Origin of the sequence: Bacillus cereus group sp. MYBKT14-1 (genome assembly GCF_051915185.1) — a bacterium.
GTDB lineage: Bacteria > Bacillota > Bacilli > Bacillales > Bacillaceae_G > Bacillus_A > Bacillus_A cereus.
Genome location: NZ_JBQAEF010000002.1, coordinates 634,837 through 656,488, shown reverse-complemented (window position 1 = coordinate 656,488; position 21,652 = coordinate 634,837). Strand labels below are relative to the sequence as shown.

Sequence of the window (21,652 nt, the reverse complement as noted above, 5' to 3'; positions counted from 1 at the left end):
GTGGGGAAACGATATGGTGCAAATAAGTAGTAACTTTCTCTTTACCGCATTTATTTTATATTTAATTGCCACTCTATTTTTCGGGGGAGCAATTAAAGAAAAGGGTCATAAATGGGCAAATGTAGGAATAACGATTACAATTTTAGGGTTTATTGCACAAACAGTATATTTTGTTACAAGGTGGATTGCATCAGGACATGCGCCAGTTAGTAACTTTTTTGAATTCGGTACATTTTTCGGCATGATGCTTGTAGGAGCATTTATTGTCATGTATTTTATGTACCGTGTAAGCATAATCGGACTATTTGCATTACCAGTTGCGCTTTTATTAATTGCCTATGCAAGTATGTTTCCGAGGGAAATATCTCCGCTTATTCCATCTTTAAAAAGTAATTGGTTACATATTCACGTGACGACGGCAGCAGCAGGACAAGCCATTTTAGCGATTAGTTTTATTACAGGTGTTATGTATTTATTGAAAAATGTAGATCAATCGACGAGAAGTAAACGTACATTTTGGCTAGAGACGGTAGTATTTACACTTGTTTGTACAGTTGGATTTATTGGAGTAACAACGGTATTTTCTAGTATGAAATATGAAGCGAAGTTTCAATGGATTGATAAAAATGAACAACAAGTGGAAATGAAATACAATCTTCCGGCTTTAGTTGGACCGCACGAAGGGAAGTTACTGACAGAAAATAAATTAGAACCGGCAGTTGAAGTTCCAGCGATTGTAAATGCGAAAAAATTAAATACTGTTATTTGGTCAGTGTTAGTTGGAACATTACTGTATATTGTATTAAGACTTGTTTTACGGAAGCGAGTATCGGCGGCACTTCAGCCGTTAGTAAAGAATACGAATAGTGATTTACTAGATGAAATCGGATATCGATCTATTGCAATTGGATTCCCAGTGTTCACATTAGGTGCATTAATTTTTGCGATGATTTGGGCACAAATAGCGTGGACACGTTTTTGGGGCTGGGATCCAAAAGAGGTTTGGGCACTTATCACTTGGCTCTTTTATGCGGCAGTATTACATTTACGCCTATCAAAAGGATGGCATGGAGAGAAGTCAGCTTGGCTTGCAGTAATTGGTTTTGCAATCATTATGTTTAACTTTATTGTAGTAAACTTAATTATTGCCGGTTTACATTCATATGCATAGAGAAATAAAATAGGGGAGTGCATGTCACTTTCCTATTTTATTTTTGTCAACTTTTCTTCTTTTTTGAGAAAAACATGACAAAGTAGCGGTTGATTTTGTAAAATGATGTCGAGGACATTATATGCTGTTCAAAAAAAATACATAGTTTTGGAAAAAAATTGAACAAAATTTATTATTCTTGTGAAGCATAATATGGGAAGTGAAACATTTAGAAGATTGCTTAAATAAACGAGAATAGCGCAACATAATAGTTAAAGAAGGGTAGGTGTGAACCGCTGAGGTGAGAGTGCGCAGCGGGTAGAGATGGAAAATGAATCAAGAATTTTAATTGTAGATGATGAGGATCGTATTCGTCGTTTATTGAAAATGTACTTAGAAAGAGAACAATATACGATTGAAGAAGCAGATAATGGTGATACAGCTTTAGAAATGGCGTTGCAAAATGATTACGATTTAATCTTATTAGATCTTATGATGCCTGGTAAAGATGGCATTGAAGTATGTAAAGGGGTTCGTGAGAAGAAAGCGACACCAATTATTATGCTGACAGCAAAAGGTGAAGAAGTAAATAGAGTACAAGGATTTGAAGTTGGAACAGATGATTATATTGTAAAGCCATTTAGTCCACGTGAGGTCGTACTACGTGTGAAAGCGGTATTACGTCGTGCTGTACCAACAACATTCTTTACACAAGATACAACGACAAAAGATGTTACTGTATTCCCGCACTTAACAATTGATAACGATGCACACCGTGTTACTGCAGATGGTAATGAAGTAAACTTAACGCCGAAAGAATATGAGTTACTATTATTTTTAGCGAAAGCTCCTGATAAAGTATTCGATCGTGAGCAACTGTTAAAAGAAGTATGGCAATATGAATTCTTCGGAGATTTACGTACAGTTGATACACATGTAAAGCGTTTACGTGAGAAGTTAAGCAAAAAATCACCAGATGCAGCGAAAATGATCGTTACTGTTTGGGGTGTAGGTTACAAATTTGAGGTTGTGAACGACTGATGCTTTGGAGAAGTGTAGTAGGGAAGTTATGGATGACCATATTACTTCTCGTTTCGTTTGTTCTTGGATTTGTTGCGATTTTACTTTCACAGTTTTTTAGAACGTATTATGTTGATATGAGTGAAGCTAGGCTTCAAAAAGTTGCAACAAGTGTTTCAGAGTTAATTGAAGAAGGTGCCGATGTAAAAACGATTGAGAATATCGCTTACAAATTCTCTGACCCACTTTCAAGGATTATTATTGTAGAAGATGGTAAAGAAATCTCTTCTTCACCGAAACAAGAAGGGTTAGTCACTCTTACAATGGATGACTTAAAAGAAGATAAAGAATTAGCGGCTGTGTTTACAGACAAAAAAGAAATTAAGAATAATATTAGAAAAGCGTCTAATAGTAGGAAGAATAAAAACACCGAAAATGATATTATGATCGTCGGAAAACCAGTGCAATCAAAAAATCAAAGTGCAGTGTTCGTATATGAATCTTTACAAGTACCGATACAAGGTATGGAAAGAACAACTGATTTTATTTTCTTATCGGCTGGAATTGCGATTATATTAACAACTTTCTTTGCGTTCTTCTTATCTACTCGGATTACAGCACCGCTTCGTAAAATGCGTGAGGTTGCTTTTGAAGTGTCACGTGGGAAGTTTGATGCAAAGGCTCCTATGGTATCTCAGGATGAGATTGGTGAGCTTGCAACGGCCTTAAATCAAATGGGAAAACAGTTGAAGTTTAATATGAACGCCTTGCAACAAGAAAAAGAGCAGTTAGCAAGTATTTTGAGTAGTATGGCAGATGGGGTTATTACGTTAAATCAAGAAGGTGAAGTCGTTGTAATCAATCCGCCGGCCGAACATTTCTTACAAGTTTGGCAAGAAGAAAAAGAGATAGAGCTCAGTAAAAAACTACCTTCTGAACTTGTGGAATTATTCCATCTCGTTGTAGAAAGCGAACAACAACAAGTTGTTGAAATTAATTTACAAAAAGGAAACTATGTAGTTCTTATGACGCCGCTTTACAATCAAACGAAAATTCGTGGAGCTGTAGCAGTGCTGCGAGATATGACGGAAGAACGTCGTCTTGAAAAGATGCGTCAAGATTTTATTGCGAATGTATCACATGAACTTCGTACACCAATGGTCATGCTGCAAGGGTATAGTGAAGCGATTTTAGATGATATTGTGCAAACGAAAGAGGAAATAGATGAGTTTGTTCAAATTATTTATGATGAATCTGTTCGTTTAGGTAAACTTGTAAATGAATTGTTAGATTTAGCTCGTATGGAAAGCGGTCATGTAGAGTTACATATTGGTGAAGTGGATATACATCCGTTTGTTGAAAAAATTGGTCGTAAATTCCAAGGGATTGCAAAGGATAAAGAGGTCGCTTTAACGGTTGATTTCAAAGGTCCAATTGAACAATACCCGTTTGATGCAGATCGTATGGAACAAGTATTGACGAATTTAATTGATAACGCAATACGTCATACGAATGCAGGCGGACATGTAACGCTTGTAATTGATACGAAAAATAACGGTCTTATTTTTGAAGTACAAGATTCGGGTGCAGGCATTCCAGAAGAAGATATTCCATTTTTATTTGATCGTTTCTATAAAGCTGATAAAGCAAGAACACGTGGGAAAAAGGGTGGAACAGGACTCGGGCTTGCGATTGCGAAAAATATTGTTCAAGGCCATGATGGTAAAATTTCTGTATCAAGTGTTGTTGGAGGAGGAACTACATTCTCTGTATATTTACCGCATCGTATAATTTAGATATGCGTTTTTAAAGTTGATAATGAATAAAGTTCTGCTGTTTTTTATTTTTTTGTAAACTCAATTAAATAAAGAATGGTAGAACTTTTTTCTATGTTGCTCGAATAAAGAATAACAAGAGAGGTGCTGTGAAGAAATGAAATTATATACAAAAACAGGAGATAAAGGAACGACAAGTGTAATAGGTGGCAGGGTTGATAAAGATGATATCCGTGTGGAAGCGTATGGAACAATAGACGAGGCAAATTCTCATATTGGATATGTAATGACTAAGCTTCAAGGCGGGGCTTTTATAGATATTTACAATGAGCTTGAAAATATTCAACATGAACTATTTGATTGCGGAGGAGACTTGGCAATAGTGGAACAAAAAATTCCTTATAAAGTGACAATTGTGATGGTTGAAAGTTTAGAAAGAAAGATTGATTTATATATAGAAGAAGCCCCGCCACTAGAACGCTTTATTTTGCCAGGTGGTAGCGAGGCAGCGGCTACTATTCACATTGCACGTACTGTTGTAAGGAGAGCAGAACGCTCTATAGTATCATTGCAAAAAGAAGTGAAAATAAATGAAGTTGTATTAAAGTATGTAAATAGATTATCTGATTATTTGTTTGCGATAGCTCGAGTAATAAATGCCCGATTACAAGTGAAAGATGTGGAGTATAACCGTAGTGCATTAGTTTTTCGTGATAAGAAAGAGAAGGAAGTGGAGTAATTCACTTTCTTTTTTTGTATACTTTTTTCTGTAATATACCAAAATAGAGAAGGTATGGTGGTAATTAGAAAACGGAGGATGTATATGAAAGTTTTAAAATGCGGTGTCATGTTATTGAGTATACTGTTTGTATCTCAATTACATGTTTATGCAGAAGAAAATCGATGGACATGGCCTGTTGAAGGTCAGATAAGTGATTATTTTGGGACAAGGCATGGAAAACACTATGGTATTGATGTAGCTGCGCCGATTGGAACGCCTGTGGCAGCTATCCAAGATGGTAAGGTAACGAGGTCTTATTATTCAAGTAGTTATGGAAATGTTGTATTTATTAAACACGGCGAATATGAGGCTGTATATGCACATTTAAATAAGAGATATGTGGATCAAGGAGATTATATTTCCAAAGGAGAAAAAATTGGAGAAGTAGGGAACACGGGAGAATCGCGAGGTGCGCACTTACATCTAGAACTTCATCAAGGAAGATGGACGATGGCGAAAAAGAATGCGATGAACCCATTGCTTGTTTTAAGTGAACAAAGAAATGAAGTTGTTTCTTCGTCATTATATGTCGTACAAAAAGGGGATACTTTAGTTAGTATTGCACGGAAATTTAGTATGACACTTAAGGAAATTAAAGAAAAAAATGGATTGCAGCAAGAGCTAATTTATCCTAATCAACAATTATATGTTAAGTAAAGGAAACGCTTCAAAAATTAAACTTTGAACAAATTTATGTTCTTCTTAAATAAGATTCAATGTAAATGAAATTATATGGGCGCTTTTGCTAGAACTATTGAGTGAATCAGAGCATCTATATCTAAAAGAAAACCGTCCCAAAATTTATTTTGGGACGGCTTCTTTTACCAAAAAATAAAGACACATATAAATCCAGAAATAGCTAAATAGCTATATAAGTAAAAAACTTTTGTTCTTGTTTTCTCTTTTGTTCGAAACAGTACGATAGTCGGTTCAATTAAACCGATTGTCAAACAAAGTAGGCCAAGAAGCATACAACCAATCGAGATAGAATACAGGGCGATTTGTGGTGCTTGAAATGGAATCATCCATTTTAATAAAAATGCAATAAGTGCAGTGTAACAAATACTACCGATGTATTTATTCAGTGGTGTATTAGAACGAAAACCAGGAAGTTTTTTTAAGAAAGAGCGGGAAACAACTTCTGTTTGTAAAGATGTATGCTCTTCAATAATTTTTTGAGCTTCTTTTCCTTTTTGAAAAAGAGATAAGATCCAATTTCGCTCACCCTGAAAAATAAATTGAGAAGTTGTCAAATAGTGATCAATCTTCACTTTATTCCAACTCTTCCACGGATGACGTTCACACAATTTTAATTTACTTTCTGTTTTTTTATCATACTGATAAATACTGATGCCATCTTCATCGAAAGTAGCATAGTATGTCTCGTTTGAGAATGTGCCTAAATCAATTGGGCAGTAGAAAAGTAATTCTTTTTTTAAGTAAAAGTATTCTTTTCTTAAGTTTTTTTTCATTGCTTCTCGAATAGAATGTCTCTTGTCTTTTTTCATGACATTTCCTCCATAACTCAGAAAATGTTCTTATCTTAACAATTCAATATCTTATCACTTTTAATTATATATGACTAGGTAATTCAAAAGAGAAATGCCGAATAATAAAAAATATGGATTGTATTGTAAAATATCTCGCAATTTATTTGTTGTTACGAAAAATAAATAACTAATTTTAAATAAGTTACAATTTTTTAGTTCACAATGTTATGAGGTTGTTGTATAATGAAGGGGAAAATAGAATATCGGTCTATCTTCGGGGCAGGGTGAAAATCCCGACCGGCGGTGATGAACTATTTATGATTTTGTTCTAAGCCCGCGAGCCGTTAAGGCAGGATTTGGTGTGATTCCAAAGCCGACAGTATAGTCTGGATGGGAGAAGATGGAGGTTCAAGCGTTCAAAAAAGATATGGATTTGAACGTCTGTTTGATGTGCCTTAAATTCTCCCTTTGTGTAAAACACAAAGGGTTTTTTCGTTCTATGAAAAAATAGGCATAGCAGAACCTTTCCACTTTCCATGAGATGATCGATGGAAAAGGAGAGAGAAAGATGAAACAAAAAAACAGTGTAGTGCAGATGGTGAGTGTAGCGATGCTAAGTAGTATTGCATATTTACTAATGATGTTGGATTTCCCGTTCCCAGGGCTTCCGCCATTTTTGAAAATTGATTTTAGTGATGTACCAGCTCTAATTGCGGCAATTATCTTTGGACCAGTAGCAGGAGTGATTGTAGAGGCGATAAAGAACATTTTACATTACGGGATTCAAGGAAGTTTAACGGGAGTACCAGTTGGAGAAATTGCAAACTTTATTGCAGGATGTTTATTTATTGGGCCAGCAGCTTTCTTATTTAGAAAGTATCGTACTGTGAAGAGTTTAACTACAGGATTAATGCTAGGGACAATTACAATGGCACTTATTATGAGTGTATTAAACTACATCATCATATTCCCGGCGTACACTTGGTTTTTAAATTCACCAGCTATGTCTAGCGAAGCTATAAAAACAACGGTTGTAACGGCAATCTTACCATTTAATTTAATTAAAGGGATTGTTGTAACAATTGTATTTGTAGCATTATTCTCACGCCTGAAAGTATGGGTGTTTGCAAAAATGAAAAATGCATAATATATACTAAAACCATTAGTAGTGTGAAACTACTAATGGTTTTTTATTAAGGAAAATAAAATTTAGATACAAAAAACGCCCCTCATCAATAGGAGGGGCGTTTTTTGAAGTTAATAAAAGACTATTCGAATTTTAAAGCGTCTCCGTCGAATGATTCGTCAGCAACTTTAATTGAGTCAGTTGGACAGCCTTCGAATGCATCCATCATATCTTCAATTAATACATCTGGAATTTCAACGATACCTTGGTTATCATCTAATGTTACAAATGCAATACCTTCATCATCATAGTCATAAATGTCTGGTGCAGCAGCGCCACAAGCACCACATGCAATACAAGTATCTTTATCAACGATTGTATATTTTGCCATCTTTTTTCCCTCCTGATAATATGTATGTGAAAAGCTCGCCATAAAAATTATAACCTTATTGTAAAACGGTTTGTAAAACTTTTCAACATAAAATTATAATGATAATGCTTATCAATTAGAGTGTCAACTTATTTTTGAATTATGTCATAAGATTTTCAAAATACGTAAATATGATTTCGTTTGATACAATAGAATATATACAAGTATATAGTTCTTATATGATAAGTTTAATGAGCGACAGTAGATAGTGTAATTGTACTGAAAAGAATGAAGTTAAGATTGGAAGGTGGAAGCGGTCATGCAAATACAATATACTTTGTTGCATTGTTTAAAACAATTGAATGGTGAAAGAACCGTTTCTTCTATTTATTATTTACTAAAGGGCAAACGTTCTTCGCAAACTTTACAAGATGGAAATATGTTCCGAATTTCTTTTTTGTTCGGAATATATAAATCATTAAATAGAAATGACTATGATGGTGAAGTTGCAAAGTTGTTGCAAGCGGATTTTATTCAAGAAATATATGAAAATACATATGTGTTAACACCTACGGGTAAAATGCAGTTACATAAATGGGAGGAAGTTTATGCTTTTCCGGCGCATTTGCATGGTTTACATTATGGTGAATTAGGTGAAACATTTTGGAAAAGATTATCATTAATTATTCAAACCATATCAAATTTACAACAGAATAATACGAGGTTTATTCCAATTCAGCAAGATACAGAAATAATGATGTGGGTGAAACGTTTTCTAACAGGAAGGCCATATAAGAGAAGTGAGTTGGCGAGAAAACTATGGACGGAAGTACATAATCTTTTAGAAAAGAGTAATGCGATAGAAGCGACGATTGTAACATATCGATTAACGGGTTATGAACGCATTGGTTGTACATTGCAACAATTAGCAGAAATTACGAAACAAGATATATTCAGGGTGTATTTTTTATTTTGGGGTACAATACATTTCTTTATACAAGAAGTTCGTGATAAAGAAAATGAATTTCCACTATTAGCTGAAATTATATCTTATCCAAATGAGAGAGCTGAATTATTTAGTTTATCCACGAAAAAAACATATAATTTTTGGAGACAAGGACGTTCTTTAGAAGAAATAGCGACGATTCGGAATTTAAAGGTTGCAACGATAGAAGATCATTTTGTTGAAATTGCTTTGCGAGAAAAAGATTTTTCTATTGAAATGTTTATGGAAAAAGAAAAGATAGACAAAGTAATAAAAGTAATTGAAGCATTGCAAACGCGGAAGTTACGTGTTTTGAAACAAGCGGTTGGAGAAGATATCTCTTATTTTGAAGTTCGTCTTGTATTAGCGCGGATGGAGGGTGTAAATGAAACTTGAAGAATATTTATATAAGTGGTTTGGATATTCCGAATTTCGTCCAGGTCAAAAAGGAGTAATTACAGATTTATTAGAAGGAAAAGATGTGATAGCAATGCTTCCGACTGGAAGAGGGAAATCTATGTGCTATCAGTTTCCGGGGCTTATGCGAGAAGGAACAGTGCTTGTTGTATCACCGTTATTATCTTTAATGGAAGATCAAGTGACACAATTAAAGTATGTTGTGAAAAACCGAGTGATAGCATTTAATAGTTTTCGGACATTAAATGAAAAAAGAGAAGCGATGAAAAAATTATCTTCATATAAATTTATTTTTGTTTCACCAGAGATGTTGCAGTCGGAGTTATTAATTAGGGAATTGAAGAAAATTCATATTTCATTATTTGTTGTTGATGAGGCTCATTGCATTTCTCAATGGGGTTATGATTTTAGACCGGACTATAAAAAACTAAATGTAGTTATTGAAAATATTGGTTCTCCTACAGTATTAGCATTGACAGCCACAGCGACAAAAGGGGTACTGCAGGATATCGCAGATAGTTTAAATTTAAAGGGTGCCGCGGAACATGTATACTCTATTGATCGTCCTAATATTGCAATGGATGTGCAATTTGTAGAGACGATAGAAGAAAAGAAAGAGGCGCTTTTAGAGCAGGTGATGTATTTACAAGGGCCGGGGATTGTATATTGCTCAAGTAGAGCGTGGACAGAAAGGTTAACGGAATACTTGAGAGGGAAAGGTGTTACTGGTGTAGCTTTTTATCATGGTGGTATGGAACATGAAGAGCGTATGTTAATTCAACAGCAGTTTATGAACGATCAATTGCAACTTGTAATATGCACAAGTGCATTTGGTATGGGGGTAAATAAGGCGAATACGCGATATATTATTCATTTTCATTATCCAACTAATATAGCCTCTTACTTACAAGAAATCGGAAGAGCTGGAAGAGATGGCGAACCGAGTATAGCTATTTTATTATGTAGTCCGTTGGATCATGATTTGCCAATTTCAATCATTGAGGATGAATTGCCAAGTAAGTCACAAATAAAATTTTTATTTTCTTTACTACAAGAAAGAATATTTCAAACGAAGGAATTACCAATAGAAGATGTAGAAGAAATTTGTTATAATGCAGCAAGATTTAATGAGCAATATTGGCGTTTCGTTCGTTATCATCTCGAACAGGTTGGAATTATACAACAACGAAGATTATTATTAGAAGGTTTGTCAGATGAAATCATGAACCGATTAATAGCTGAAGTAGAAATAAGGTTGCGTAATAAATATAGTGAGCTAGAAAATATGAAGTCATGGATACAAGTTAAAGGGTGTAGACGTGAATATGTGCTGCAACAGTTCGGTTATAGGAAAGAGCAAGAGTTAATTAATTGCTGCGATTATTGCGGTATTACCAAAGAAGATTATAAAAAAAGACGAGCGCAACAATCGGATTTCGACTATAATTGGGAAACAGAGTTACAAAAGCTTTTCGGCCTAGAAAAGATGGAGGAATGATGAACATTCAAAGGCATAATGTTGAAGATATGAGTCCGCAGGAAATAAGGCTGAATCTATATATAACACAGTTAATTATTATCGGTATTGGCTGTTTACTGGCATATATATTATTTCAAGATGTAAAAGAAGTCTTTAATTTATGGAAATGGGAACCAGTATCTATACTTATTATAGGTGGTTTGTTAGCGATTGGTATTGTGTTATTAGATTATGTTGCAATGCGAGTGTTTCCGGAGTCATGGTTTGATGATGGTGGTATTAACGATAAGATGTTTCGAGGAATGTCCGTTCTACACTTACTCGTTATTACGTTCTTGATTGGTTTTGCAGAAGAATTTTTATTTAGAGGTGTAGTACAGACTCATTTTGGAATTGTAATTGCGAGCTTCGTATTTGCAGTGTTACATATTCGTTATATAACAAAGCCATTTTTATTTTGTTTCGTCTGTTTCATTAGTTTTGTCTTTGGTTATGTATTTGAATGGACAGGAAATTTGTTTATAACAATCTTTGCACACTTTCTTGTTGATTTTATAATGGGACTCCAATTAAGAAAATAAATGGAAGGTGGTGGTGAACAACATGAGGAAACGAATTCCTGATTTTGAAGAGGAATTAGAAGTTGAGCGAGTGGAAGAAAAAGAAAGTTTACCGCCGCGTAGTGAAATTCATAGAAATAAAGAGAAAAAACAAAAGTTTAAAATAAATCACATTTTCGTCCGGGTTTTAACATTTCTATTCATTCTTCTGCCGATTAGTATTTTGTGGTACACGGATAAATATATTCAGGTGAAGGGTGATAGTAATAATGCTGGAAAAAGTGCGTTTGAAGTAATCTTCTTTGATTCAGCTAAATCTGAGTCGCAGAAACATTCTGAAAAAGTAATAACGCATACTGTGAAAGAGGGAGAAACTTTAGAAAGTATAGCGAAGCAATATTTTTCAGATGGAAATGGAGTTGAAGTAATTAAAAAGTATAATAACTTGCAGGAAGATGAAGTGAGTGCAGGTCAAGAATTAAAAATTCCGATAAAAGATAAGTCCACAAAGCAAGAAAGCTAGCGAGTTAAGCGATCACAGTTTGTTATAAAAGCCTAGGATTATCTTTATGAGGAGGGAGTCAAAAATATGATATGGATTATATTATTCAGTACTCTCATAGGCATGGGGATTTTATTACTTTTTGTGATGTATAAAGAAGCGATGCGTAATACGGTGTTGGAACATACTTTAGTATTTAAAGAATTTCCGAAAAGTTTTCAAAAAGTAAATGTGTTTTTTATTTCTGATATTCATAGAAGGGTCATTTCGAATTTGTTAATTGAACAAGTAAAAGGAAAAGTAGATCTCGTAATTATCGGAGGAGATTTAGCAGAGAAAGGTGTCTCTTTATCAAAAATCTCTGCGAATATTCAAAAGTTAAGAGAGATAGGTCCTGTATATTTTGTGTGGGGAAACAATGATTATGAGATAGAATATCATGAATTAGATGCGTTATTATTAGAAAATAACGTAAAAGTTTTAGATAATACAAGAGTGGTATTTGAGTCTGAATTAGGAGAGAAAATTTGTTTGCTCGGTATAGATGATGTTGGATTGCACCGTGATCGTCTAGATTTGGCATTGGCGGATTGTAAAGAAGAGGGTTTTCGTATCCTAGTTAGTCACAACCCTGATATAATAAAAAAAATGTCTGGAAATGAACAGATTTCACTTGTGTTAAGTGGACATACGCATGGAGGACAAATCCGATTATTCCCATCTAAAAAATATTTAAAAGGTGGCGTATATAACCATTTGAATACGATTCTCTTTGTTAGTAATGGGTATGGAACAACATTGATACCACTTCGTTTCCGAGCACCTGCTCAAACACATATCATTACATTGTGCGGAGGGAAATGATGCCAACTCTTAGTGGGAAATATAATATAAAAGCCGTTTCGAATATAATTGGAGTTCAGCCGAGTACGCTTCGTGCATGGGAAAGACGATATCAAATTATTGCCCCAAAGCGGAATCAAGCTGGGCATCGCTTATATACAGAAGAGCATATTCAAATTTTAAAATGGTTAATGGAAAAAGTTTCTTCCGGTATGATGATTGGACAAGCAGTTCAGTTATTAGAAGAGAATCGTTTGCAGAGTACAGTTCAAAAAGAGATACATTTCGATAAAGAAGTTGTTTTAGTGGACGATTTGCTACAAGCTTTGTTAAAATTTGATGAAATTACAATTGCTGCATTATTAAACGAAGCTTTTAGTATATATTCAACAGAAAAGGTTGTTGCCAGTATCGTTCTTCGAGTGACAGACAAATTATTAACGTCAAAAAATAATAATGAGATTTCAATGGTGCAATTTCAATATGCACTATCATTTTTACAAACGCGTCTAGGGATGGTGTATCACAATGCCTCAATGTTTTCCTCTTTACACAAAGTTATTGTGTTAGAAAAGGATGCATTGAAAGGATTTATTTTTTCAACTTATTTACGCTTAAAAGGATATGAGGCGATATATATTAGGACAAGCTTAGCTGAAGATGGTATGTTATCAGCGGTAGAGGAAATACAGCCGAAATATGTATTTATATCTTTTGCTGACGAACAAGAAATGAAAAAGACGATGAACTTTATAAATTTATTACAAGAAAAAAGGGAATCTCTTTCTGTTGGATTTATCGGAAAGCTAGGCGTTCTAAACCAGTTGGACATTGAAACAATCTTAATTGGTGATACGAAAGAAGAATGGGATGGATGGTTAAAAATGTCGGAATAGTTGTTCGAAAAGAACCATCTATTTTCTATTTCATATAATAAAAATTAGATGCATTGGTTACGTAGGGAGGGTATGAGATGAGGCTGGAACGATTAAATTACAATAAGATAAAAATTTTTCTAACATTTGATGATTTATCTGAACGAGGATTAACGAAAGAAGATTTATGGAGAAATGCACCGAAAGTACAGCAATTATTTCGTGATATGATGCAAGAAGCAAATAAGGAATTAGGGTTTGAAGCAGATGGTCCGATTGCAGTTGAAGTGTTTTCTCTACAAGCACAAGGGATGGTTGTAATTGTAACGAAAGAAAATCAAGAAATGGATACAGATGATGAGTTCCGTGACGAGTTTATTGAAATGCAAGTGACTCTAGATGAAAGTGAGCATATATTATATGAGTTTGCTACGCTAGATGACGTAATTAACCTGTCGAATCGCTTATATAACCTTGGTGTAACTGGCGGAAAGCTATATACGTGGGATGAGCGCTTCTATCTTTGGGTGGAAGAAGAGGAACAAATTCAATTGTTAAAGGCGGATTTTATAGCTATTTTAGCGGAATACGGTAATCCGTCTACAGCAACCATTTATCGCATCATGGAGTACGGTAAAGAATTAATGGATGTTAACGCGATAGAACAAATACACAATTACTTTGTGAAAAAACAAAACCTCAGCTAATACAACATAGCTGAGGTTTTGTTTTTATTTGGAGAAGGGAAGGGATGATTGTAAATACTCGAACATACTTTTTGAAAATAAAATATGCAGTTTTATGGGAGTGTGGTTGATGAAAATAAAAAACATTTAAATATTTAAGTATTTTACTTTTCTAAAAGTAATAAAAGGACTATAATAATAGTGAAAACGCTTGCAACAGAAAATAGTTTGTATATATTTGTTAGCGTTTTCTATTGCATTCCAAATTTAAGGGTGTATACTAGGCAATGAAGGTTTACTAAACAAGTGAAATTACAGGGGGTTTACTTACTATGGTAGCCGAAAAGGGAACTCAAACAAAAACACAACAACAAAGGGAACAACATTTTGAACTATTGAATTCAACACAAATTGTTATTAGTGAAGCGTTAGAAAAATTGGGTTATCCAAACGAAGTATATGAATTATTAAAAGAACCAATTCGTATGATGACAGTGAAAATACCAGTTCGTATGGATGACGGGACTGTTAAAATATTTACAGGATATCGTGCGCAACATAATGATGCTGTTGGTCCAACGAAAGGTGGAATTCGCTTCCATCCGAATGTAACAGAAAATGAAGTGAAAGCACTTTCAATCTGGATGAGTTTAAAATGTGGTATTGTTGATTTACCATATGGTGGAGGTAAGGGTGGAATTATCTGTGATCCACGTGAAATGTCATTCCGTGAGTTAGAAAGATTAAGCCGCGGTTATGTACGAGCAATTAGCCAAATCGTAGGTCCGACGAAAGATATTCCAGCTCCAGATGTATTCACAAACTCTCAAATTATGGCGTGGATGATGGATGAGTATAGCCGTATTGATGAATTTAATTCACCAGGATTTATTACAGGTAAACCGCTTGTATTAGGTGGATCACATGGACGTGAAACAGCAACAGCGAAAGGTGTAACAATTTGTATTCGCGAAGCTGCTAAAAAACGTGGTATTGATATTAAGGGTGCACGCGTTGTTGTTCAAGGATTCGGTAATGCTGGTAGCTTCTTAGCTAAATTTATGCATGATGCAGGTGCGAAAGTTATTGCAATCTCAGATGCTTACGGCGCGTTACATGATCCAAACGGATTAGATATTGATTATTTATTAGACCGTCGTGATAGCTTCGGTACAGTAACAAAGCTATTTAACAATACAATTTCAAACAAAGAATTGTTAGAACTTGATTGCGATATTTTAGTACCAGCTGCAATTGAGAACCAAATTACAGAAGAAAATGCTAATGATATTAAAGCAAAAATCGTTGTTGAAGCTGCAAATGGTCCAACAACATTAGAAGCGACTAAAATTTTAACAGATCGCGGAATTTTGCTTGTTCCAGACGTGTTAGCAAGTGCTGGTGGTGTAACAGTATCTTACTTTGAGTGGGTACAAAACAACCAAGGTTACTACTGGACTGAAGAAGAAGTAGAACAACGTTTAGAAAAAGTAATGGTAAGATCATTTGATTCTATTTATGAAACAGCACAAGTTCGTAAAGTGAACATGCGCTTAGCGGCGTACATGGTTGGTGTTCGTAAAATGGCTGAAGCAAGCCGCTTCAGAGGTTGGGTATAAAATATTATATCTTGAGAAAACGTGATTTCCTTTCGAGGGAATCACGTTTTTTTGTTGAAGTATTAAATGAGGTGTTGTATATGGAGAATGAAATGCTGGAACGAGTAGAACAATTAGAAGAGAAGGTTAAGAGGTTAGAGGGAGAACTTGCAAGAACGATGAAAGCTCGAAAAATAAGTACCGTTCGGATGTTCGGGGAAGGGCTACTGTTTTTGGTATTTGGTGTGGTTGTAGTAGGGCCGATTATTGCCGTTGTAATCTCGATTTTTACTTGGCTTGCTGAAAAATAAAATAAAAATAAAAAGAACGCTTGTTCTATACGAACAAACGTGCTATACTCTCCTTAGATAAACAAAACGGAAATGATTTTAAGGAGAGATAAATGATGAAAATGACAGTAGACCAAAGATTTATGATGCCAGCAGATGTTGTAGAGCGAGTGGAAGTATTACGAAACAAACAAAGCAAGCGTGGCACATTATTACAATCGGTAAATAAATTTTTCGGTTTAGATACGAAAGAAGATTGTGTTTGGTTTTACGGTTTTTATGGAGTGGCTGTAAGTATCTTGTTGTTTATGGTGTTCACTTCAAATATTTTCGATTTTCTCTTCGCGTAAGAAATATGCGATAAGGACATTGCTACCGAATACATATATAAGGAAGTAAGGTAATCTTCTAGAGCGGGAGTTGGTAGCAATGGCGATGTTTCCTATAGAGCGCAACTATATTGGATATGGAAGTTCACGACCGGGGATTCCTCTGACTAAAGTGAGATTTATTGTAAGCCATGATACGGGGAATCCTGGAAGCAATGCGATAGGGAATCGAGATTACTTTAATGAATTACAACCGAAAGCTTCGGCGCATACATTTATAGATGATAAAACAATATTGGAGATTATTCCTATAAATGAAGTTGCGTATCATGTTCGATATGGTGTGCCGACGGATAATGACTTATATGGCTATGACGCGAATAAGGCGGCCATTGGAGTGGAACTTTGTTATGGTGGTGATGTTAACTTTTGGGAAGCATATAATCGTTTTACATGGTATCATGCGTATTTATGCCAAAACTTTGGCTTAAATCCGAAAAAAGATATCGTGTCACATAAAACGCTTGATCCAGCTAGAAAGATTGATCCTGAGAATGTATTAGGGAAACAAGGTATTAAATTTCAGCAGTTTTTAGCAGATGTCTATCGGATGTACGTTTCGTTTAGATGACAAATATATGAAAAATGAATACAATAAAGATAGGTGCCTACTGCTGTAAGTAGGTTTTTTCTTGTTTTTATAAATAGTGTATTGGTAGAAGACTAGGAGTGGACGAGTATGCAGAAAGAAACAGTTATTATAATCGGAGGCGGTCCGTGCGGATTAGCGGCTGCAATTTCGTTGCAAAAGGTAGGGATAAATCCGTTAGTAATTGAAAAAGGAAACATTGTAAATGCCATTTATAATTATCCAACTCATCAAACATTTTTCTCTTCTAGTGAAAAATTAGAAATTGGTGATGTAGCTTTTATTACAGAAAATCGTAAGCCAGTTCGAAATCAAGCGCTTGCGTATTATCGTGAAGTAGTAAGACGTAAATCTGTACGTGTAAATGCTTTTGAGCGAGTGGAGAAAGTTCAAAAAGATGGAGAAGCTTTTCAGGTTGAGACGACAAAGCGTGACGGAAGTAAGGAAATATATATAGCGAAATATATTGTTGTAGCAACTGGATATTATGATAATCCAAATTATATGAATGTTCCAGGTGAGGAATTGAAGAAAGTAGCTCACTATTTTAAAGAGGGGCATCCTTATTTTGATCGAGATGTAGTAGTTATAGGTGGGAAAAACTCGAGTGTAGATGCCGCGTTAGAACTTGTTAAATCTGGTGCACGTGTAACGGTACTGTATCGTGGAAGTGAGTATTCACCAAGCATAAAGCCTTGGATTTTGCCGGAATTTGAGGCTTTAGTACGAAATGGTACAATTCAAATGCATTTTGGGGCTCATGTGAAAGAAATTACTGAGCATACATTAACGTTTACAGTTGATGGTGAAGCTCTTACAATCAAAAACGATTTTGTATTTGCGATGACTGGTTATCATCCTGATCATAGCTTCTTAACGAAGATGGGTGTTCAGATTGATGAAGAAACAGGACGTCCAATTTATACAGAGGATAGAATGGAAACGAATGCTGAAAATATTTTCATTGCAGGTGTCATTGCTGCTGGAAATAATGCAAATGAAATATTTATCGAGAACGGAAGATTTCATGGAGATGCGATTGCGCAAACCATTGCATCAAGAGAAAAATAAAAAGGAGCTGTCGGGAAAACCTCGACAGCTCCTTTTTATTCGTGCATAAACATATTTTGAATGGATTCATGAGAATTTGTATTCTCTAATGCAACAAGTAATTTAATGCGTGCTTTTTGTGCATTTAAGCCGTATGTGAATACAATGCCCATATCTTTTAAGTGTTTACCGCCACCTTCATACGAATATACGTCTTGAACGATACCGTTGAAACAGCGAGAAACTAATACGACAGGAATACCTCTATTTAATAATCTTTCTAGACTAGGTAGTGTTCTTGGAGGGAGATTACCTTGTCCAAGAGCTTCGATAACAATGCCGTCTACAGGAAGATTTTCGATTGCTGCTAATAATGTATCATCCATGCCAGCATATGCTTTTAGAACAACTACATTTTTAGACACTTTGTTTATCGTATATGTTTCGTGATGTACTAAAGCGTGATGGAAGACAACGCCGCGTTTTGTTACCATTCCAATTGGTCCGTATTGTGGGCTTTGGAATGTTGCAACATTACTTGTATGTGTTTTCGTTACATTTGTAGCGCAATGAATTTCGTCGTTTAATACGACTAAAACACCTTTTTCTGCAGCTTCATCACAACTAGCAACTTTTACAGCTGATAAGAAGTTATATAGACCATCAGCACCTAACTCATTGCTAGAGCGCATTGCACCTGTCACTACGATCGGAATAGTTGCTTGTACTGTTAAATCTAAGAAATAAGCTGTTTCTTCTAATGTATCCGTGCCATGCGTAATGACTACGCCATGAATGTTGTCTTGTTTTACTCTTTCATCAATGATGACTTGTAATTGTAACATTTCGCTCGGTGTCATATGAGGAGATGGTAGGTGGAACACATCTTCAACGATTAAATCAACATCGCCTTCTAAATCAGGAATGAATTTTAAAAGAGGATTTTTTTCACCTGGTTGTACGACCCCAGTTTCTTTATCTTCCTCCATTGCAATTGTTCCACCTGTGTGTAAAACTAGGATTCTTTTCAATGCTTATACCCCTTTCAAGTAAAAAAATACATTTAGAACATAACATGTTTTGAGTAAATTCGACAATGGAAATGTATAAAAGTATGTCTCGAAAATGACAATAAAATTAACTGCTATATGTACGATGTATAAAATCATGAAACGAAATGTGCAAATATAGTATAGGAGGGAAGAATTCCGGTGAAAAAGATGGAGAGAATTTTTATTCGTATATTAATAATACAATTCATTTGTCTTTCTGTTGTGCAATTGTTATTTATACATAAGTCATCAGTGAAATATTTATCTAAAATTGTTTATTATGAGGGTGTCATGGTAAAAAACAAAGTGGAAATCTTGCAGGTGAATAGGTAGTTTTCATTTTCTTCTATGAAGGATTATGCTACAATAATTGAGGATTTAATGACGTGAAGCAAATGAGAAGAAGCAGGGTGAACACCTGCTTTTCGTTTTGTTTTATAAGTGAAAAAATGAGGTGTTACAATGGATAAACGAATTTCAATTGCTATAGATGGTCCAGCAGCTGCTGGGAAAAGTACAGTGGCAAAAGTTGTTGCGAAGGAACTTTCTTACGTTTATATTGATACAGGCGCAATGTACCGTACGCTTACATATGCAGCCCTTGAACAAAAAGTAGACATTGAAAATGAAGAGCAGTTAATGGAAGTTGTAAAGAATGTAAATATTGAGTTTCAGCAAGGAGAAAATACACAGCTTGTATTTTTAAATGGACAAGATGTTTCTGAAGTAATTCGTACACCTGATGTGACGAATCGAGTATCTATTGTAGCGAAACATCGCCTTGTTCGTGAAGAAATGGTACGTCGTCAGCAAGAGTTAGCGAAAAAAGGCGGCGTTGTAATGGACGGCCGTGATATTGGTACACATGTATTACCGGATGCTGAAGTGAAAATCTTTATGCTTGCTTCTGTTGAAGAAAGAGCGGAAAGAAGACATTTAGAAAATTTAAATAAAGGTTTCGAATCTAATTTAGAGCAGCTAAAAGAAGAAATTGCTCAGCGTGATAAATTAGATTCAGAACGCGAAGTTTCTCCACTAAAAAAGGCTGATGATGCATTGGAATTAGATACGACTTCTTTATCAATTGAAGAAGTTGTCCAAAAAATTATGAGCATTGTTTCTGGAGTGTTTGCGAAATAAAGAAAGGGGATAGTCCTCTTTCTTTTTTTGTTTAAATAGAAATGTAAAGGATACGTGAATTGTGAGTCTCTTTCCTTGACAAATGAGCTGATTTGTAAGAAGTTAGTTAAAGAGGAATAAAACTGTCAGAATATATTCGCTATTATATTTCAAAACATACTTTTTTCAAGCTGGTTTTGCTGTATACTATTTATATAGGTTTAATATATTTTCTTGTGAATGTTATTGAAAAAGAGTATGTGATGAGAAATTCTTAAACATGCAAATGAAAACTTTGTTTTCATTTCGTATATACATAAAAAATGCTTTGTCAATTCTGTAGGGAGGTATTTCCATGGTAGAGAAAATGAATGAAGAAGTTATGGATTCAAAAGAATTACAAGTTGGTGACGTTGTTACAGGTTCTGTAACGAAGGTTGAAGAGAAACAAGTGCTTGTAAATGTTGGATACAAAACAGATGGCGTAATTCCAATTAGTGAATTAGCTAACGTTCATATTGAAAAAGCAAGCGATGTTGTAGAATTAGATCAAACACTAGAGTTGAAAATTATTAAATTAGAAGAAGATGATCTTGTCTTATCTAAACGTGCTGTTGATGCAGAAAAAGCATGGGTAGAACTACAAGAGAAATTTACTTCTGGTCATGTATTTGATGTTACTGTAAAAGATATTGTGAATGGCGGATTAGTTGTGGACCTTGGTGTTCGCGGTTTTATTCCAGCTTCACTTGTAGAAGTACATTATGTAGAAGACTTTACTGACTATAAAGGTAAAACATTAGCGGTGAAAATTGTTGAATTAGACCGTGAAAAAAATCGTGTAATCCTTTCGCATAAAGCGGTAGTAGAATTAGAACTAGATTCTAAGAAAAAAGAAGCAATTTCTTCATTAAAAGAAGGGGACGTTGTTGAAGGAACAGTACAACGATTAACTGACTTTGGCGCATTCGTTAACGTTGGTGGAGTGGACGGTTTAGTTCACATTTCACAAATTTCACACGAACGTGTAGAGCAACCTTCTGAAGTGTTAGAGCAAGGTCAAAAGGTTAAGGTAAAGGTGTTATCTGTTGATGCTGATACACAACGTATTTCTTTATCAATTAAAGCAGCTCAACCAGGACCTTGGGAAAACGTTGCTGGCGAAATAAAAGCTGGAGATATTCGTGAGGGAGTAGTAAAACGCCTTGTTACATTTGGTGCATTCGTTGAGATTTTACCGGGCGTTGAAGGGCTTGTACACGTATCTCAAATTGCAAATCGTCACGTGAAAAATCCGAATGAAGTATTGGAAATGGGACAAGAAGTAAAAGTGAAAGTACTTGAAGTTCACGTAGCAGAGAAACGTATTTCTTTAAGTATAAAAGAAGCGCTTGAGGAAAATAATGTAACTGAAGATTATAGTCAGTATGAGCCAAATGCTGATTCTGCTACTTTCCAATTAAGTGATATTATTGGTGAACAACTGAAAAAATTAAAGAAATAAT

General features: G+C 34.9%; 24 protein-coding genes and 1 riboswitch. Of the genes, 21 read left to right on the top strand and 3 right to left on the bottom strand.

Annotated features, from left to right (window positions below; translation table 11 throughout):
* Window positions 1–13 precede the first annotated feature (13 nt).
* The 5 genes from resC (at window position 14) to ACTFO4_RS09900 (ending at window position 5,383) form a co-directional block, all read left to right on the top strand.
* Window positions 14–1,171, top strand: a complete 1,158-nt coding sequence (gene resC, locus ACTFO4_RS09920; protein WP_000250083.1) for a cytochrome c biogenesis protein ResC — start codon at window positions 14–16, stop codon at window positions 1,169–1,171.
* Window positions 1,172–1,474: 303 nt separating this feature from the next.
* Window positions 1,475–2,191: a DNA-binding response regulator ResD gene (gene resD, locus ACTFO4_RS09915; RefSeq protein ID WP_000426861.1), complete on the top strand. Its 717-nt coding sequence runs from the start codon at window positions 1,475–1,477 to the stop codon at window positions 2,189–2,191.
* Entirely contained in the window at window positions 2,191–3,966 is a 1,776-nt protein-coding gene (gene resE / locus ACTFO4_RS09910) for a sensor histidine kinase ResE (protein WP_080446918.1), read from the top strand. The genes resD and resE overlap by 1 nt, the downstream gene beginning before the upstream one ends.
* 136 nt (window positions 3,967–4,102) lie before the next feature.
* Window positions 4,103–4,684, top strand: coding sequence for a cob(I)yrinic acid a,c-diamide adenosyltransferase (locus ACTFO4_RS09905; protein ID WP_061456973.1), 582 nt, complete (start codon window positions 4,103–4,105; stop codon window positions 4,682–4,684).
* 84 nt (window positions 4,685–4,768) lie between these two features.
* Window positions 4,769–5,383, top strand: a complete 615-nt coding sequence (locus ACTFO4_RS09900; protein ID WP_000866117.1) for a peptidoglycan DD-metalloendopeptidase family protein — start codon at window positions 4,769–4,771, stop codon at window positions 5,381–5,383.
* Between the two features lie 164 nt (window positions 5,384–5,547).
* Here ACTFO4_RS09900 and ACTFO4_RS09895 read toward each other — a convergent pair whose 3' ends face one another.
* Entirely contained in the window at window positions 5,548–6,234 is a 687-nt protein-coding gene (locus tag ACTFO4_RS09895; RefSeq protein WP_000710837.1) for a hypothetical protein, read from the bottom strand.
* 248 nt (window positions 6,235–6,482) lie between these two features.
* Window positions 6,483–6,622, top strand: a riboswitch (FMN riboswitch).
* Window positions 6,623–6,784: 162 nt separating this feature from the next.
* On the opposite strand from ACTFO4_RS09895, the gene ACTFO4_RS09890 reads away from it, so the two are divergent.
* Window positions 6,785–7,363, top strand: coding sequence for an ECF transporter S component (locus ACTFO4_RS09890; RefSeq protein WP_000810855.1), 579 nt, complete (start codon window positions 6,785–6,787; stop codon window positions 7,361–7,363).
* A gap of 121 nt (window positions 7,364–7,484) precedes the next feature.
* Here ACTFO4_RS09890 and ACTFO4_RS09885 read toward each other — a convergent pair whose 3' ends face one another.
* Window positions 7,485–7,733, bottom strand: a complete 249-nt coding sequence (locus ACTFO4_RS09885; protein WP_001151993.1) for a ferredoxin — start codon at window positions 7,731–7,733, stop codon at window positions 7,485–7,487.
* 298 nt (window positions 7,734–8,031) lie between these two features.
* Between ACTFO4_RS09885 and ACTFO4_RS09880 the strand changes: the two genes are divergently transcribed.
* The 12 genes from ACTFO4_RS09880 (at window position 8,032) to ACTFO4_RS09825 (ending at window position 17,997) form a co-directional block, all read left to right on the top strand.
* Window positions 8,032–9,093: a helix-turn-helix domain-containing protein gene (locus tag ACTFO4_RS09880; RefSeq protein WP_440013370.1), complete on the top strand. Its 1,062-nt coding sequence runs from the start codon at window positions 8,032–8,034 to the stop codon at window positions 9,091–9,093.
* Window positions 9,083–10,612 carry an ATP-dependent DNA helicase RecQ gene (recQ, locus tag ACTFO4_RS09875; protein WP_000762973.1) on the top strand — a complete coding sequence of 510 codons (1,530 nt, stop codon included), beginning with the start codon at window positions 9,083–9,085 and terminating at the stop codon, window positions 10,610–10,612. The genes ACTFO4_RS09880 and recQ overlap by 11 nt, the downstream gene beginning before the upstream one ends.
* A complete protein-coding gene (locus ACTFO4_RS09870) occupies window positions 10,612–11,175 on the top strand; it encodes a CPBP family intramembrane glutamic endopeptidase (RefSeq protein ID WP_001025780.1) in 564 nt (187 codons plus the stop codon). The genes recQ and ACTFO4_RS09870 overlap by 1 nt, the downstream gene beginning before the upstream one ends.
* A 22-nt stretch (window positions 11,176–11,197) precedes the next feature.
* On the top strand, window positions 11,198–11,677 hold the full coding sequence (locus ACTFO4_RS09865) for a LysM peptidoglycan-binding domain-containing protein (RefSeq protein WP_025709294.1): 480 nt from the start codon (window positions 11,198–11,200) through the stop codon (window positions 11,675–11,677).
* 66 nt (window positions 11,678–11,743) lie between these two features.
* Entirely contained in the window at window positions 11,744–12,520 is a 777-nt protein-coding gene (locus ACTFO4_RS09860) for a metallophosphoesterase (protein ID WP_000637793.1), read from the top strand.
* A complete protein-coding gene (locus tag ACTFO4_RS09855; RefSeq protein WP_001142718.1) occupies window positions 12,520–13,395 on the top strand; it encodes a MerR family transcriptional regulator in 876 nt (291 codons plus the stop codon). Before ACTFO4_RS09860 ends, ACTFO4_RS09855 begins: the two co-directional genes overlap by 1 nt.
* 77 nt (window positions 13,396–13,472) lie before the next feature.
* The gene (locus ACTFO4_RS09850; protein WP_001235402.1) at window positions 13,473–14,081 is read left to right on the top strand and encodes a genetic competence negative regulator; all 609 of its coding nucleotides are present in this window, start codon (window positions 13,473–13,475) and stop codon (window positions 14,079–14,081) included.
* A 311-nt stretch (window positions 14,082–14,392) separates the two neighbouring features.
* Complete coding sequence (gene gudB, locus ACTFO4_RS09845; protein ID WP_000225173.1) at window positions 14,393–15,679, top strand: NAD-specific glutamate dehydrogenase; 1,287 nt, start codon at window positions 14,393–14,395, stop codon at window positions 15,677–15,679.
* 80 nt (window positions 15,680–15,759) lie between these two features.
* Window positions 15,760–15,969, top strand: a complete 210-nt coding sequence (locus ACTFO4_RS09840; RefSeq protein ID WP_000426763.1) for a hypothetical protein — start codon at window positions 15,760–15,762, stop codon at window positions 15,967–15,969.
* A gap of 92 nt (window positions 15,970–16,061) precedes the next feature.
* On the top strand, window positions 16,062–16,298 hold the full coding sequence (locus tag ACTFO4_RS09835) for a DUF3961 domain-containing protein (RefSeq protein ID WP_001983018.1): 237 nt from the start codon (window positions 16,062–16,064) through the stop codon (window positions 16,296–16,298).
* 79 nt (window positions 16,299–16,377) lie between these two features.
* The gene (locus tag ACTFO4_RS09830; RefSeq protein WP_001240655.1) at window positions 16,378–16,908 is read left to right on the top strand and encodes a peptidoglycan recognition protein family protein; all 531 of its coding nucleotides are present in this window, start codon (window positions 16,378–16,380) and stop codon (window positions 16,906–16,908) included.
* A 108-nt stretch (window positions 16,909–17,016) separates the two neighbouring features.
* Window positions 17,017–17,997, top strand: coding sequence for a YpdA family putative bacillithiol disulfide reductase (locus ACTFO4_RS09825; RefSeq protein WP_001168522.1), 981 nt, complete (start codon window positions 17,017–17,019; stop codon window positions 17,995–17,997).
* A 35-nt stretch (window positions 17,998–18,032) separates the two neighbouring features.
* Here the strand turns inward: ACTFO4_RS09825 and ansA are convergent, their stop codons facing one another.
* Window positions 18,033–19,007, bottom strand: coding sequence for an asparaginase (gene ansA / locus ACTFO4_RS09820; RefSeq protein WP_000822010.1), 975 nt, complete (start codon window positions 19,005–19,007; stop codon window positions 18,033–18,035).
* A gap of 180 nt (window positions 19,008–19,187) precedes the next feature.
* Between ansA and ACTFO4_RS09815 the strand changes: the two genes are divergently transcribed.
* The 3 genes from ACTFO4_RS09815 to rpsA all read left to right on the top strand — a co-directional run bounded on the left by ACTFO4_RS09815 (window position 19,188) and on the right by rpsA (window position 21,651).
* Entirely contained in the window at window positions 19,188–19,361 is a 174-nt protein-coding gene (locus ACTFO4_RS09815) for a YpfB family protein (RefSeq protein WP_000738057.1), read from the top strand.
* 129 nt (window positions 19,362–19,490) lie between these two features.
* Window positions 19,491–20,168, top strand: coding sequence for a (d)CMP kinase (gene cmk / locus ACTFO4_RS09810; RefSeq protein WP_061456975.1), 678 nt, complete (start codon window positions 19,491–19,493; stop codon window positions 20,166–20,168).
* 334 nt (window positions 20,169–20,502) lie between these two features.
* On the top strand, window positions 20,503–21,651 hold the full coding sequence (rpsA, locus tag ACTFO4_RS09805; RefSeq protein WP_000229559.1) for a 30S ribosomal protein S1: 1,149 nt from the start codon (window positions 20,503–20,505) through the stop codon (window positions 21,649–21,651).
* Window position 21,652 lies beyond the last annotated feature (1 nt).

Bases quoted from the DNA above. Each gene is read 5' to 3' on its own strand.
- resC (WP_000250083.1), top strand. From the start codon at position 14: ATGGTGCAAATAAGTAGTAACTTTCTCTTTACCGCATTTATTTTATAT.
- resD (WP_000426861.1), top strand. From the start codon at position 1,475: ATGGAAAATGAATCAAGAATTTTAATTGTAGATGATGAGGATCGTATT.
- resE (WP_080446918.1), top strand. From the start codon at position 2,191: ATGCTTTGGAGAAGTGTAGTAGGGAAGTTATGGATGACCATATTACTT.
- ACTFO4_RS09905 (WP_061456973.1), top strand. From the start codon at position 4,103: ATGAAATTATATACAAAAACAGGAGATAAAGGAACGACAAGTGTAATA.
- ACTFO4_RS09900 (WP_000866117.1), top strand. From the start codon at position 4,769: ATGAAAGTTTTAAAATGCGGTGTCATGTTATTGAGTATACTGTTTGTA.
- ACTFO4_RS09895 (WP_000710837.1), bottom strand. From the start codon at position 6,234: ATGAAAAAAGACAAGAGACATTCTATTCGAGAAGCAATGAAAAAAAAC.
- ACTFO4_RS09890 (WP_000810855.1), top strand. From the start codon at position 6,785: ATGAAACAAAAAAACAGTGTAGTGCAGATGGTGAGTGTAGCGATGCTA.
- ACTFO4_RS09885 (WP_001151993.1), bottom strand. From the start codon at position 7,733: ATGGCAAAATATACAATCGTTGATAAAGATACTTGTATTGCATGTGGT.
- ACTFO4_RS09880 (WP_440013370.1), top strand. From the start codon at position 8,032: ATGCAAATACAATATACTTTGTTGCATTGTTTAAAACAATTGAATGGT.
- recQ (WP_000762973.1), top strand. From the start codon at position 9,083: ATGAAACTTGAAGAATATTTATATAAGTGGTTTGGATATTCCGAATTT.
- ACTFO4_RS09870 (WP_001025780.1), top strand. From the start codon at position 10,612: ATGAACATTCAAAGGCATAATGTTGAAGATATGAGTCCGCAGGAAATA.
- ACTFO4_RS09865 (WP_025709294.1), top strand. From the start codon at position 11,198: ATGAGGAAACGAATTCCTGATTTTGAAGAGGAATTAGAAGTTGAGCGA.
- ACTFO4_RS09860 (WP_000637793.1), top strand. From the start codon at position 11,744: ATGATATGGATTATATTATTCAGTACTCTCATAGGCATGGGGATTTTA.
- ACTFO4_RS09855 (WP_001142718.1), top strand. From the start codon at position 12,520: ATGCCAACTCTTAGTGGGAAATATAATATAAAAGCCGTTTCGAATATA.
- ACTFO4_RS09850 (WP_001235402.1), top strand. From the start codon at position 13,473: ATGAGGCTGGAACGATTAAATTACAATAAGATAAAAATTTTTCTAACA.
- gudB (WP_000225173.1), top strand. From the start codon at position 14,393: ATGGTAGCCGAAAAGGGAACTCAAACAAAAACACAACAACAAAGGGAA.
- ACTFO4_RS09840 (WP_000426763.1), top strand. From the start codon at position 15,760: ATGGAGAATGAAATGCTGGAACGAGTAGAACAATTAGAAGAGAAGGTT.
- ACTFO4_RS09835 (WP_001983018.1), top strand. From the start codon at position 16,062: ATGATGAAAATGACAGTAGACCAAAGATTTATGATGCCAGCAGATGTT.
- ACTFO4_RS09830 (WP_001240655.1), top strand. From the start codon at position 16,378: ATGGCGATGTTTCCTATAGAGCGCAACTATATTGGATATGGAAGTTCA.
- ACTFO4_RS09825 (WP_001168522.1), top strand. From the start codon at position 17,017: ATGCAGAAAGAAACAGTTATTATAATCGGAGGCGGTCCGTGCGGATTA.
- cmk (WP_061456975.1), top strand. From the start codon at position 19,491: ATGGATAAACGAATTTCAATTGCTATAGATGGTCCAGCAGCTGCTGGG.
- rpsA (WP_000229559.1), top strand. From the start codon at position 20,503: ATGGTAGAGAAAATGAATGAAGAAGTTATGGATTCAAAAGAATTACAA.